Origin of the sequence: Azotobacter bryophylli (assembly GCF_042643485.1) — a bacterium.
GTDB classification, from domain to species: Bacteria; Pseudomonadota; Gammaproteobacteria; order Pseudomonadales; family Pseudomonadaceae; genus Azotobacter; species Azotobacter bryophylli.
This window is the reverse complement of the sequence record NZ_JBHRSJ010000029.1, coordinates 1-12,785: the sequence shown is the minus strand read 5'-3', so window position 1 is coordinate 12,785 and position 12,785 is coordinate 1. Positions and strand designations below refer to the sequence as shown.

11 protein-coding genes and 1 pseudogene are annotated in these 12,785 nt (G+C 70.7%); 8 read left to right on the top strand and 4 right to left on the bottom strand.

Annotated features, from left to right (window positions below; translation table 11 throughout):
• The first annotated feature begins 39 nt into the window (after positions 1 to 39).
• A complete protein-coding gene (gene argE / locus ACFOJE_RS13050) occupies positions 40 to 1,197 on the top strand; it encodes an acetylornithine deacetylase (RefSeq protein ID WP_377814805.1) in 1,158 nt (385 codons plus the stop codon).
• Between the two features lie 99 nt (positions 1,198 to 1,296).
• Positions 1,297 to 2,595 (top strand): amino-acid N-acetyltransferase, encoded by a 1,299-nt coding sequence (argA, locus tag ACFOJE_RS13045; protein ID WP_377814804.1) that lies wholly within the window; start codon positions 1,297 to 1,299, stop codon positions 2,593 to 2,595.
• A gap of 79 nt (positions 2,596 to 2,674) precedes the next feature.
• Here argA and ACFOJE_RS13040 read toward each other — a convergent pair whose 3' ends face one another.
• From ACFOJE_RS13040 to ACFOJE_RS13025, 4 genes are all read right to left on the bottom strand, one after another.
• Entirely contained in the window at positions 2,675 to 3,172 is a 498-nt protein-coding gene (locus ACFOJE_RS13040; RefSeq protein ID WP_377814803.1) for a transcriptional regulator, read from the bottom strand.
• A gap of 105 nt (positions 3,173 to 3,277) precedes the next feature.
• Positions 3,278 to 4,861 carry a glutamate--cysteine ligase gene (gshA, locus tag ACFOJE_RS13035; protein WP_377814802.1) on the bottom strand — a complete coding sequence of 528 codons (1,584 nt, stop codon included), beginning with the start codon at positions 4,859 to 4,861 and terminating at the stop codon, positions 3,278 to 3,280.
• 87 nt (positions 4,862 to 4,948) lie between these two features.
• Complete coding sequence (locus ACFOJE_RS13030; protein ID WP_377814801.1) at positions 4,949 to 5,338, bottom strand: PaaI family thioesterase; 390 nt, start codon at positions 5,336 to 5,338, stop codon at positions 4,949 to 4,951.
• Positions 5,339 to 5,342: 4 nt separating this feature from the next.
• The gene (locus ACFOJE_RS13025; protein ID WP_377814799.1) at positions 5,343 to 7,658 is read right to left on the bottom strand and encodes a Tex family protein; all 2,316 of its coding nucleotides are present in this window, start codon (positions 7,656 to 7,658) and stop codon (positions 5,343 to 5,345) included.
• Positions 7,659 to 8,018: 360 nt separating this feature from the next.
• Here ACFOJE_RS13025 and bcsE point away from each other — a divergent pair, with 360 nt between their 5' ends.
• The 6 genes and pseudogenes from bcsE to ACFOJE_RS12995 all read left to right on the top strand — a co-directional run.
• Positions 8,019 to 9,548, top strand: coding sequence for a cellulose biosynthesis protein BcsE (gene bcsE / locus ACFOJE_RS13020; protein ID WP_377814798.1), 1,530 nt, complete (start codon positions 8,019 to 8,021; stop codon positions 9,546 to 9,548).
• Positions 9,545 to 9,727 (top strand): hypothetical protein, encoded by a 183-nt coding sequence (locus ACFOJE_RS13015; protein ID WP_377814797.1) that lies wholly within the window; start codon positions 9,545 to 9,547, stop codon positions 9,725 to 9,727. Before bcsE ends, ACFOJE_RS13015 begins: the two co-directional genes overlap by 4 nt.
• Complete coding sequence (gene bcsG, locus ACFOJE_RS13010) at positions 9,724 to 11,352, top strand: cellulose biosynthesis protein BcsG (RefSeq protein ID WP_377814796.1); 1,629 nt, start codon at positions 9,724 to 9,726, stop codon at positions 11,350 to 11,352. Before ACFOJE_RS13015 ends, bcsG begins: the two co-directional genes overlap by 4 nt.
• 21 nt (positions 11,353 to 11,373) lie before the next feature.
• A complete protein-coding gene (bcsR, locus tag ACFOJE_RS13005; protein ID WP_377814795.1) occupies positions 11,374 to 11,577 on the top strand; it encodes a cellulose biosynthesis protein BcsR in 204 nt (67 codons plus the stop codon).
• Positions 11,574 to 12,320: a cellulose biosynthesis protein BcsQ gene (gene bcsQ, locus ACFOJE_RS13000; protein WP_377814794.1), complete on the top strand. Its 747-nt coding sequence runs from the start codon at positions 11,574 to 11,576 to the stop codon at positions 12,318 to 12,320. The genes bcsR and bcsQ overlap by 4 nt, the downstream gene beginning before the upstream one ends.
• A pseudogene (locus ACFOJE_RS12995) lies at positions 12,317 to 12,785 on the top strand (hypothetical protein); the annotation flags it as partial. The gene bcsQ and the pseudogene ACFOJE_RS12995, both read left to right, overlap by 4 nt.

The window sequence follows — 12,785 nt, the reverse complement described above, 5'->3', positions numbered from 1 at the left end:
GACCTATCATGGTCCGACCCTTGCAGAGGAACCCAGCGAATGGCCATCCCACCCTTGAAACAGCTGTTCGCCGAGCTGATCGCCCTGCCGTCGGTGAGCTGCACCCAGGCGGCCCTGGACCTGCCCAACCGGCCGGTGATCGAGCGGCTGGCCGGCTGGCTGGGCGATCTCGGCTTCGCCTGCGAGATCCAGGAAGTCGCGCCCGGCAAATGCAACCTGCTGGCCAGTTACGGCTCGGGCCCCGGCGGCCTGGTCCTGGCCGGGCACAGCGACACCGTGCCCTTCGACGGCGCGCTCTGGGCCAGCGACCCGCTCGAACTCAGCGAGCGCGACGGACGCTGGCACGGACTCGGCAGCTGCGACATGAAGGGCTTCTTCGCCCTGGTCATCGAGGCCGTGCGCGAACTGCTCGACCGGCCGTTCCGCCAACCGCTGCTGATCCTCGCCACCTGCGACGAGGAAAGTTCGATGTCCGGCGCCCGCGCCCTGGCCGCCGCCGGCCGGCCGCTCGGGCGCGCCGCGCTGATCGGCGAGCCGACCGGCCTCAAGCCCGTCCGCCTGCACAAGGGGGTGATGATGGAGCGCATCGACATCCGCGGGCAGAGCGGCCACTCCTCCGACCCCAGCCTCGGCCGCAGCGCCCTGGAAGCCATGCACGCGGCCATCGGCGAGCTGCTCGACCTGCGCAGCCAGTGGCAGCGCGAATACCGCAACCCGCTGTTCAACGTGCCGCAGCCGACCCTCAACCTCGGCTGCATCCACGGCGGCGACAACCCCAACCGCATCTGCGGCCAGTGCTCCCTGGAGTTCGACCTGCGCCCGCTGCCGGGCATGGACCCGCAGCAGCTGCGCGCGGCGATCCTCCGGAAGCTGCAGCCGCTGGCCGAGCAGCGCCAGGTGAGCATCGACTTCCGCCCGCTGTTCCCCAGCGTGCCGCCCTTCGAGGAGCCGGCCGCCAGCGAGCTGGTGCGCCTGGCCGAGCGCCTCACCGGACACGCCGCCGGCGCGGTGGCGTTCGGCACCGAAGCCCCTTATCTTCAGCAGCTCGGCTGCGAGACGCTGATCCTCGGGCCGGGTGACATCGCCTGCGCCCACCAGCCGAACGAATACCTGGAGCTCTCGAGGATCGAGCCGACGCTGCAGCTGCTGCGCCAACTGATCGGGCACTACTGCCTCGCTCCGGCAGCGACCCCGTAGGAGCCGATTCATTGGCGATTCGAGCAGCGCGAATCGCGGACGAATCCGCTCCTGCAAGACGGGGCCGGCAGACACGAACTTTCCATCGACAGGTTTTCCATGCGCGACTACGTCAACTGGCTCCGCCACGCCTCGCCGTACATCAACGCCCACCGCGACCGCACCTTCGTGGTCATGCTGCCGGGCGAGGGCTTCGAGCATCCCAACTACGGCAACATCATCCACGACGTGGTGCTGCTGCACAGCCTCGGCGTGCGCCTGGTGCTGGTGCACGGCTCGCGTCCGCAGATCGAGGCGCGCCTGGCGGCTCGCGGGCTCACCCCGAAATTCCACCGCGACCTGCGCATCACCGATGCGCTAACCCTGGAGTGCGTGATCGACGCGGTCGGCCAGTTGCGCTTCGCCATCGAGGCGCGGCTGTCCATGGACATTGCCGCCTCGCCCATGCAGGGCGCGCGGCTGCGGGTGGTCAGCGGCAACTTCGTCACCGCTCGGCCGATCGGCGTGGTCGACGGCATCGACTTCCAGCACACCGGCGAGGTGCGGCGCATCGACCGCCGCGGCATCGGCCGCCAGCTCGACGAGCGCGCCATCGTGCTGCTGTCGCCGCTTGGCTATTCGCCGACCGGAGAGATCTTCAACCTCGCCTGCGAGGACGTGGCGACCCGCGCCGCCATCGACCTGGGCGCCGACAAGCTGCTGCTGTTCGGCGCCGAGCAGGGGCTGATGGACGAGCACGGCGCGCTGATCCGCGAGCTGCGTCCGCAGCAGATCGCGCCGCATCTGGAGCGCCTGGGCAGCAACTACCAGGCCGAGCTGCTGGACGCCGCCGCCCAGGCCTGCCGCGGCGGCGTGCGGCGCAGCCACATCGTCAGCTACGCCGAGGACGGCGCGCTGCTCACCGAGCTGTTCACCCGCGACGGCGGCGGCACCCTGGTGACCCAGGAGCAGTTCGAGCGGCTGCGCGAGGCGACCATCGAGGACGTCGGCGGCCTGATCGACCTGATCCGGCCGCTGGAGGAGCAGGGCATCCTGGTGCGCCGTTCGCGGGAGGTGCTGGAGCGGGAGATCGGCCAGTTCAGCATCGTCGAGCGCGACGGCCTGATCGTCGCCTGCGCCGCGCTCTACCCGGTGGCGGACTCGGACTGGGGCGAGCTGGCCTGCCTGGCGGTCAATCCGGAGTATCGCCACGGCGGGCGTGGCGATGAACTGCTCGAACACATCGAGGCGCGGGCCCGCAAGCTGGGCCTGAAGACCCTGTTCGTACTCACCACGCGCACCGCCCACTGGTTTCGCGAGCGCGGCTTCGAGCCGAGCAGCGTCGAGCGTCTGCCGGCGGCGCGGGCCTCGCTGTACAACTACCAGCGCAATTCCAAGGTGTTCGAGAAGGCGTTGTGAGGCGGCGGGAGCGGGGAAGGCCGCGCCGGCGCCTCGCGGCCGGGGAAGCCGCGAGAGGCCGGCGCGCTGGCCGGGCGGATCACTGCGCCAGCGGCACTTCCTGGGAGATCGCCATGACGGTCATGGCGTTGAGCCGATTTTCGATCTGCAGGAAGCGCAGGGCGCGCCGCGGCGAGACTTCCTTGGCGATGCGCTTGAGGTATTTCTCCTTCAGTTCCAGACGCTCCTCTTCCAGCTCCAGCGAGCGCTTCTGCAACTCGCGGGCCTCCGCGTCGGTCACCGCGCCCTGGTTGTAGGCGCTGGCGTAGTCCATGAGGATCGCCAGGTGCTCCAGGCTCAGCTTGTCCGCCTCGGTGCGATAGCTGTTGTAGATCGGCCAGAACTTCGCGCCTTCCACCTCGTCGAGGTCCATGTTGTCCTCGACCAGGGCCTTGCGCTCGGAGTCGAGGTCGGCCAGCCGGCTCTGGATCATGGCCTTGTTCTCGCGGATCGCCTGCTGGCCCGGGCTGTCCTGGGCGACGGCCAGCAGGGGCAGGCTGAGCAGGGCGCAAGCGGCCAGGGCGGAACGTAACTTCATGCTGAACTCCTCGGGTCGGGGGCGGAGCCGGCTTGGCTCCGAATTGCCAGTATAGCGGCCGTTCCGCTCGCCGCGCGCTGCGACATGCGTCGGAGGGGCGGCGAGTCAGACGCCGATGCCGAGGATGCTCGCCTGGTAGGCGGCGACGAAGCTGCCGAAGTCGCCGACTTCGCTGCGCTCCAGTTCGGCCTGCTCTTCCAGCGAAGCGCGGGCGCCGTCCTCGAATGCCCGGCGCTCGCTCTCGTCCAGCGGGCGGCTGCGGAAGTGCTCGGCATGCAGTCGGCTCTGGCGCAGGGCGAAGGTGCGGAAGCTCTGGCCGCCGTCGCGCAGGGCGGCGAGCACCCGGGCCGACGGGGTCAGGGCGGCATCCGCGACCTTGGCCTCCTGGGCGCGCAGGGCGGCCCGATGGCCGTCGCCGCCGTCGGCCCGGTCGAGCAGCTCGGCGAGCGGGCGGATCTGCGCCAGCAGCTCGGCGGCCCAGTCCTGCAGCAGCACCGGCTGGCCCCGGCGCTGCAGGTGCAGGCCGGGGCGGCGTCCTTCCTTGACCGTCTTGAGGAAGTTGGCGCTGCAGTCGCGGCATTCCTCGCCGCCGAGCAGGGGGCTGTCCTGCAGGGCGCAGAACAGCAGGAAGGCGTCGAGGAAGCGCGCTTCGTCGAGGTCGATGCCCAGCGGCAGGAAGGGGTCGATGTCCAGGCAGCGCACCTCGATGTACTGCACGCCGCGGGCGATCAGCGCCTGCAGCGGCCGCTCGCCGCTGCGGGTCACCCGTTTCGGGCGGATGCTCGAGTAGTACTCGTTCTCGATCTGCAGCAGGTTGGTGTTCAGCTGCAGCCACTCGCCGTCGCGCTGGGTGCCGACCTCGGCATAGGGCGGGTAGGGCGTGGAGACCGCCTGGAGGAGACTGTCGGTATAGCTGGACAGGTCGTTGTAGCAGGGCGTGAGGCCGGCCTGGGCGTTGTTCTGGTAGCCCAGGTCGCTCATCCGCAGGCTGGTCGCCCAGGGCAGGTAGAGGGTCTCGTCGTCGAGCTGCTGCAGGTGGTGCGGATGGTCGCGCAGGAAGCTCTTGTCCAGAGCCGGCGAGGCGCCGAACAGGTACATCAGCAGCCAGCTGTAGCGGCGGAAATTGCGGATCAGCGCGATGTAGCGCTCGGACTGGTAGTCGCGCGCGTTCTGGCGGTCGCCCTCGGCCTGCTGCAGCAGCGGCCAGAGGCCTTCGGCCAGGGAAAAGTTGTAGTGGATGCCGGCGATGCACTGCATGGTCTTGCCGTAGCGCAGCGCCAGGCCCTTGCGGTAGACGTGCTTGAGCTGGCCGATGTGGGAGCTGCCGTAGCGGGCGATCGGGATGATCTCCTCGGCCGGTAGCGGGCAGGGCATCGACGGACTCCACAGGTATTCGCCGGCGAGCTTGCTGTAGGCGAAGCGGTGGATGCGATCGAGGTCGTCCAGGGTCGCCGCCGGGTCGGTTTCCGCCGGGGTGATGAACTCCAGCAGCGACTCGGAATAGTCGGTGGTGATCTGCGGGTGGGTCAGGGCCGAGCCCAGTGCCGCGGGGTGCGGGGTCAGCGCCAGCTGGCCGTCGCCATCGACGCGCAGGCATTCGCGCTCGATGCCATGCCGGCACTGCTTGAGCAGGGGCAGGTTGGCGGGCTCGCCCAGCAGGGCCAGGCGGCGGGAGAATGGCTCGCTCAAGTTCGGACTTCCTTCAGGCACGATCGGCCCAATATGGGGGCTTGCGGGGCACTCTACAAGAGGCCCCGGATGGCCGCACGCGGCGATTCAGAGCTTGGCGAAGGTGGCCACGGCCTTGGCCACCAGCTTGCCTTCCTGCAGCGCCTCGGCTTCGATCACCTGGGTGCGGGTGCCGTCGTGCAGCACCTTGGCGTGGCAGGTCAGCTCGCCCTCGCTGACCGGGCGCATGTAGTTGACCTTGCACTCCAAAGTCACGCTGCCCGGTTTGCCGTCGCTGAGGCTGAGGCTGGCCTGGCCCATGGCGGTGTCGATCAGGGAGAATAGCGCGCCGCCGTGCAGCTTGCCGTGCAGGTTGCGCAGGCCGTCGTGCATGCTCAGGCGCACCAGGGCCTCGCCCCGCTCGGCCTTGAGGATCTCCAGGCCGAGCAGGCGGCCGAAGGCGCTGCTGACGCCGATCGCTTCTTCTTGGGCGCTCACGGTCTCATTTCCTCAGTTGCTTGGCGTTGGCGAACAGCGCGGCCATGGCGGCGTTGGCCGGGGCCGGTTTGTCCTGGGCCGAGTGACGCTCGCTGCGCGGGGCGTTGCCGCGCGGCTTGCCGCCGCCACGCGGGCCGTCGACCTTCTCGCCGGGGGTGTCGCCCATGCGCATCGACAGGCCGACCCGGTTGCGCGGGATGTCCACCTCCATGACCTTGACCTTGACGATGTCGCCGGCCTTGACCACCTCGTACGGGTCTTTGACGAACTTCTCCGACAGCGCGCTGATGTGCACCAGACCGTCCTGGTGTACGCCGATGTCGACGAAGGCGCCGAAGTTGGTCACGTTGGTCACCACGCCCTCGAGGATCATCCCGGGCACCAGGTCCTTGAGGCTCTCGACGCCCTCCTGGAACTCGGCGGTCTTGAACTCCGGGCGCGGGTCGCGACCGGGCTTGTCCAGTTCCTTGAGGATGTCGGTGACGGTCGGCAGGCCGAAGGTCTCGTCGGTGAATTTCGCCGGGTCCAGGCGCTTGAGGAAGCCGGAGTCGCCGATCAGCGAGCGGATGTCGCGGGAGGTCGTCTCGGCGATGCGCTTGACCACCGGGTAGGCCTCCGGGTGCACCGCCGAGGCGTCCAGCGGGTTGTCGCCGTTCATCACGCGGAGGAAGCCGGCGGCCAGCTCGAAGGTCTTCTCGCCCAGGCGCGGCACCTTCTTCAGCTCCGCGCGGCTCCTGAAGGCGCCGTTGGCGTCGCGGAAGGCGACGATGTTCTGCGCCAGGGTCGCGTTGAGGCCCGAGATGCGCGCCAGCAGGGCGGCCGAGGCGGTGTTGACGTCGACGCCGACGGCGTTCACGCAGTCCTCCACCACCGCGTCCAGCGAGCGCGCCAGCTGCAGCTGGGAGACGTCGTGCTGGTACTGGCCGACGCCGATGGCCTTGGGCTCGATCTTCACCAGCTCGGCCAGCGGGTCCTGCAGGCGGCGGGCGATGGAGACGGCGCCGCGCAGCGACACGTCCAGCTCGGGGAATTCGCGCGCGGCCAGCTCGGAGGCGGAATACACGGAAGCGCCGGCCTCGGAGACCATGATCTTGGTCAGCCTGAGCTGTGGGAACTGGCGGATCAGCTCGCCGGCCAGCTTGTCGGTCTCGCGGCTCGCCGTGCCGTTGCCGATGGCGATCAGCTCGACCCGGTGCTTGGCGCACAACGCGGCGAGCACGGCGATGGTGCCATCCCAATCGTTGCGCGGCGCGTGCGGGTAGACGGTAGCGGTGTCCAGCAGCTTGCCGGTGGCGTCCACCACGGCCACCTTGCAGCCGGTGCGCAGGCCCGGGTCGAGGCCGAGGGTGGCGCGCGGGCCGGCCGGTGCGGCCAGCAGCAGGTCGTGCAGGTTGCGGGCGAACACGGTGATCGCCTCGCTCTCGGCCTGCTCGCGCAGCTCGCCCAAGAGGTCGGTTTCCAGGTGGGTGTAGAGCTTGACCTTCCAGGTCCAGCGCACCACCTCGGCCAGCCACTTGTCGGCGGCGCGGCCGCGGTTGTCGATGCCGAAGCGCTCGGCGACCATCGCCTCGCAGGGATGCGCGCTGCCGCTGGCTTCCTCGCCGACCTTGAGGGCGACGCTCAGCACGCCCTCGTTGCGTCCGCGGAAGATCGCCAGCGCGCGGTGCGAGGGCACGCCCTTGAGCGGTTCGTCGTGCTCGAAGTAGTCGCTGAACTTGGCGCCTTCCTGCTCCTTGCCCGGCACCAGGCGGGCGCTCAGGGTGGCCTCGGCCTTGAGGAAGCCGCGCAGCCGGTCGAGCAGGGCGGCGTCCTCGGCGAAGCGCTCCATGAGGATGTACTTGGCGCCTTCCAGCACGGCCTTGACGTCGGCGAAGCCCTTCTCGGCGTCGACGAAGCGCGCAGCCTCGCTTTCCGGGTTCAGCTGCGGGTCGCCGAACAGCGCGTCGGCCAGCTCGCCGAGACCGGCTTCCAGGGCGATCTGGCCCTTGGTGCGGCGCTTCTGCTTGTACGGCAGGTAGAGGTCTTCCAGGCGTGTCTTGGTATCGGCCAGCTGGATCTCGCGCTTGAGCTCGGGCGTCAGCTTGCCCTGTTCCTCGATGCTGGCGAGGATCGCGGCGCGCCGCTCGTCCAGCTCGCGCAGGTAGCGCAGGCGCTCCTCGAGGGTGCGCAACTGGGTGTCGTCGAGGCTGCCCGTCACTTCTTTCCGGTAGCGGGCGATGAAGGGCACGGTCGCCCCTTCGTCGAGCAGCGCCACGGCGGCGGTGACCTGTTGCGGGCGCACGCCCAGTTCTTCGGCAATGCGGGAGTTGATGCTGTCCATGAGGCTTCCTGCTGATGCGGGAGACGAAGGCCGGGCAGCCGGCCGGAAAGGGCGGAATTATAACCGTAGCGGCGCGCCGGGGCGCGGTCGTCGCTGGTCATCGGGGACCGCGCGGGTGCAGCGAAGTTCCCTTACAGCGAGTGCGTCAATTTGCCACGTCAAACTTTTCGACTTTTCACGAAATTTTGAATAAATTGGCACGAATATGCCACTTATGTGGTACCCGTCACAGTTCCTGACAGCTTCATAACTTGCTTTTCGGTCGGTGCTGGTTTCAAGGCGCTCCCTGGCAGCGGTTGTCATGGCTCTAGATGTACCCCCGGATCGGGCGACGACGCGTTTATCGGGAGTAGGGCGCGCTTGAACAATAATAATTATGCATTGCCCATTCCCGGGTTGCGGGAAGAGTGGGCGCAGTTGCGGCAGGGCGGCCTCTACTGGTTGAGCTGCGAACAGGCGGGGGATGCCGAGGCGCTCGGCCGCCAGGTGCTGGCCGGCCTGCCGACGGAGTCGCGGGCCATCCTCGTGGTGTGCGGCGGCTCGCCGACGACGCTGCTCGATTCGCTGGGCGCCGACCAGGGGCCGGGCATGCTCTGGCCCTACGCCTTCGCCGAGGAGGACGCGGCGTCCGCCCTGCGACTGCTCGGCCGCGAACTGCGGCGCCTGCGCGCGCCGCGCGGCCAACTGATCCTGCTGCTGGCGCCGGCGGCCTGCTGGGACGCCTTCTCCGATCCCGCCCTGCAAGCCTGGTGCGGCGAGCTGCAGCGCTGGCTGCTGCAGTGCGGCTGCAGCCTGCTGGTGCTCGGCCACGGCCAGGTGGCGAGATCGTGCGAGCGGCTGCTGGCGTGCAACGAGTTCCTCTCCGGCCTGGCCCAACTGACCCACGGCGACGGCTCCCTGAACTACCAGGTGCACTACTGGCGCAACGCCTTTGGCGTGCAGGCCGCGGTCGAGGCGCGCCTGGTTCGGCTCGAAGGCGGCTACGCCTGCCAGGGCGAGAGCGCCCGCGCCGACGTTTCCGCCGCCGCCAGCGACCGGCATCTCTACCTGGCCCGGCGCACTGCGCTCGAGGGCGCGCCGCCCTTGTCGGAGCACTGGCGCCTGTACGACGACGACGAATCGCTGCTGAACGCTGCCGGCGGCGCCACTGCGGCCTGCGTGGTCTTCGTCGTCGCCGACAACGGCCGGGTCGGCGAGCTGGCCGAGTCTCTCTACCGGCTGCGCCAGCGGCGCGGCCGGGCGCTGCGTCTGGTGGTGCGCGAGATCGCGCCCTGCCTGCGCCATCTCGACGAACGCCTGCTGCTGCTCTGCGGCGCCAGCCTGGTCGTGCCCTTCGGCACCGGCCTGTCGCGTTTCCTCGGGCTGCTGGACACCCTGCCCGGGCAGATGTGGACGCGCAGCCTGCCGGAAGACCTGGGGGCGACCCTCAAGCGCCTGCGCCCGCCGGCGCTGCGCGGACTGCTGCCGGCCCACGAGTTCGCCGCGGCGGTGGTCGACCTGTTCGACGCCGAGCAGGGCGGCGAGGTCAACCACCTGCTGCTGTGCCTGAGCCCGGTGGAGGGCCTGAACCTGTCCCTGGTGCTCGGCCAGTGCCGTCTGCGTCGCGCCGGCGACCTGGCCTGCGTGGCCGGCGGCAATCTCTGGCTGTTCCTCTTCGCCTGCCGCCAGGACGTGCTCGACGTGGCCCTGGGGCACGTCTTCCGCCTGTCCTGGCGCGAGCTGTTCAGCGGCTACCGGATCTTCCCCGGCACCGAGGAGCTGGTGGCCGCCGTCGCGGCGGCCGGGGTCGAGCGCCTGCCGGAGCCGGGCGAGGCCGAGCGCGCCTCGCCGGCCGCCGGCCCGCTGGCGCCGGCGCGCATCGGCCTGGCCGGGCTGGGGGGGGCGCCATGAGCGACGTTCAATTCTGGCAGCTGCTGGGTCTGACCGCATTGCTCAGCGCTCCCCTGGTGCTGCTGCTGATCGCCGTCCTGCGCCGCCTGGCCGGCTGGCTGGCGCGACTCCTGCCGTCGCGCCATCTGCGCGCCTATCCGCCGCGCCGGCGTCCGTTGCAAGGGGAGGGACGCCCATGACGCTGCCCGCCGTTGCGTCGTCCCCGCGCTGGCGCGGCCTGGGGGCCTGGAATCTGTATTTCCTGGCCAAGTTCGCCCTGGTCTGGTTCGGCCTGCTGAACTTCCAGGCGCTGCCCAACCTGCTGTTCGCCGCCGCGCTGCTGCTGCCGCTGCCGCGCTGGGCGGCGCACCTGCGCACCGTTCTGGCGTTGCCGGCGGGAATCGCGCTGCTCTACCACGACAGCTGGCTGCCGCCGCTCGAGCGTCTGCTGGAGCGCCAGGAGGCGCTGCTGGAGTTCTCGCCGGCCTATCTGTTGGAGCTGGCCGGGCGTTTCGTCGACTGGCACGAGCTGGGCGCCGCACTGCTGTTGCTGCTGGCCTACCAGCTGCTGGCGCCCTGGTTGCGCCTGACCACGGTCAGCCTGGCCGGGCTGCTCTGGCTCGGCCTGCAGGCCCTGCCGATGCCCTATGCGACGGCGCTGCCGCCGATGGCGCAGGCCGCCGCGCCCCAGGCAGGCGGCAACGCGGCACCGGCCGGTGCCGGTGGTCCGCCGGACAACGCCACCCTAGAGCGCTATCTGGCCGACTTCTACCGCGGCGAAGCCGAGCGCCAGGTGAGTTTCGACAGCGCCCGCCCGGGGCCGGCCTTCGACCTGCTGTTCCTCAACGTCTGCTCGCTGGCATGGGACGACCTGCGCTCGGTCGGCCTGGACCGGCATCCGCTGCTGCAGCGGCTGGACATCCGCTTCGACGACTTCAACTCGGCCACCGCCTACAGCGGCCCGGCGGCCCTGCGCCTGCAGCGCGCCAACTGCGGGCAGAGCCCCCATGCCGCGCTGTACGAGCCGGCTCCGGAGCAGTGCCAGCTGTTCGACCAGCTGGCCCGGCTCGGCTACCACATCGAGCTGGCACTCAACCACGACGGCCGTTTCGACAACTACCTGCAGGCGATCCGCCAGAGCGGCCATCTGCCCGCGCCGCTGTTCCCGCCCGACAGCCTGCCGCGCGCGCTGGTCGGCTTCGACGCCTCGCCGATCAACCGCGACCTCGACCAGCTCGAGGCCTGGTGGAAACAGCGCCAGGCCGATCCGTCCCAGCGGGTGTCGCTGCTGTACCAGACCATCACCCTGCACGACGGCAACCGCATCGTCCGCCCCGAGGGCGGCACCCGCAGCGCCGGCTATGCCGAACGCGCGCAGCGCATGCTGGACGATCTCGACGCCTTCGTCGGCCAGCTGGAGCGCAGCGGACGGCCGACGGTGGTGGTGCTGATCCCCGAGCACGGCGCCTCGCTGCACGGCGACCGCCTGCAGATCGCCGGCATGCGCGAGATTCCCTCGCCGTCGATCACCCATATCCCGGTGGGGGTCAAGCTGGTCGGCCTGCCGCTGGACGGCGCTTCCGGGCCGCAGCGGATCGGCACGCCGACCAGCTACCTGGCGCTGGCCGAGCTGCTGACCCGCCTGTACGCCGGCCCGCCGGCCGGGCAGGCCGGTTACGACCTGGCCAGCCTGGCGCGCGACCTGCCGCAGACCGCCAAGGTATCGGAGAACTCCGGCAGCGTGGTGCTCGAGTATGCCGGCCGGCCCTATGTGCGCCTGCAGGACCAGGGGCAGTGGCTGCCCTATCCGCAGAGCCAGCCCTGAGCGATGGAAGAGGTACCCGTGATGCGAAACGACGAACCCGGCACGAGCGAAAGCGACATCGACGCCCTGCGCCAGCGCCTAGGCCTGAACGGGCTGGACTACCTCGACCTGTCGGTCCGCCTCGAGCTGGAACAGGCCATCGCGCGCTGGCCGCTGCTGGCCGAGCTCGCCCCGCGCGCGGCGCTGCCGAGCGGCGCGGCGAGCCGGGAAGAAGTGCCGGCATGACCAGTCTCGGGCTCGTCGGACTGCGCGGCGGCTGCGGCGTCAGCAGCCTGGTGGCCGGGCTCGGACAGGCCCTGCACGCGCTCGGCCAACGCGTGCTGCTGGTCGATCTGTGTCCGGAGAACCTGCTGCGCCTGCACGGCAACCTGCCGTTCGCCGACGAGGGCGGCTGGGCGCGCTCGCTGCTCGACCAGCGGCTCTGGGCCGACTCACTCTGGCAACTGCGCGAGGGCCTGTGCCTGCTGCCCTACGGCCGTCTGGCGGCGGCCGAGCAGGGCCAGCTCGAGCGCTTCCTGCTCGGCACCCCGGAATTCTGGAGCACCCGCCGGGCGGAGCTGGCGGCGCATTTCGACTGGCTGCTGTTCGACATGCCGCAGCGCCTCGCCGGCCACGCCGCGGCCGGCCCGTTGGATCTCGCGCTGCGCGTGCTGGAGGCCGACGCGGCCTGCCATGCGCTGCTCCAGGGCTGGACGGGCGAGGGTGAGTCGCTGCTGCTCAACCGCTTCGATCCGACCCGCGCCCTGCAGCGCGATCTGCGCCTGCTCTGGCAGCAGAGCCTCGGCAGCCGCCTGGTGCCGCAGTGCGTGCACGCCGACGAGGCGCTCGCCGAGGCGCTGGCGAATAAGCTGCCGGTCGGCCTGTACGCGCCGCACAGCCTGGCCGCGCAGGATCTGAACAGCCTGGCGGTCTGGTGCCTGGCCGCCCGTGCGCGGCAGACGGCGGCGCCGCGCGGGGTGAGCGCATGAATACGCTGGCGTACCCGGCACCCGCCGGCGGCTGGCGGCAGCGCCTCTGGTCGTACCGCCGGCTGCGCGGCGAGCGCGGCGCCAGCGCGCCGACGGCGCTGCTGCTCAGCCTGCTGAACCTGCTGGCCTGGGCGCTGCTGCGCCTGGAAGGACCGAACTGGCAGCCGCTGCTGGGCCGCTGGGCCGACTGGTATCCGCAGCTGGCCGGGCGTTCCCCGCGCCCCGGCGACCCGCTGCGTTTCGCGGTGCAGACCCTGTGGCTGCTGCTCTGGCGCAACGGCGCCGAGCCGGCCCGCCCCGCCCGGACGGTGCTGGTCTGGCGCGCCGCGACCCGGTCGCTCCGGCATCTGGGCGATGGCCTGCTGGCCCGGCTGCGGCGGCTGCCGTGGCCGGCGCAGATGCCCTGGCGCCGCGCCGAGGCCGGCCTGCGGCGCAGCTCGCCCGCCGGCCGGCGGGCCGCGCTGG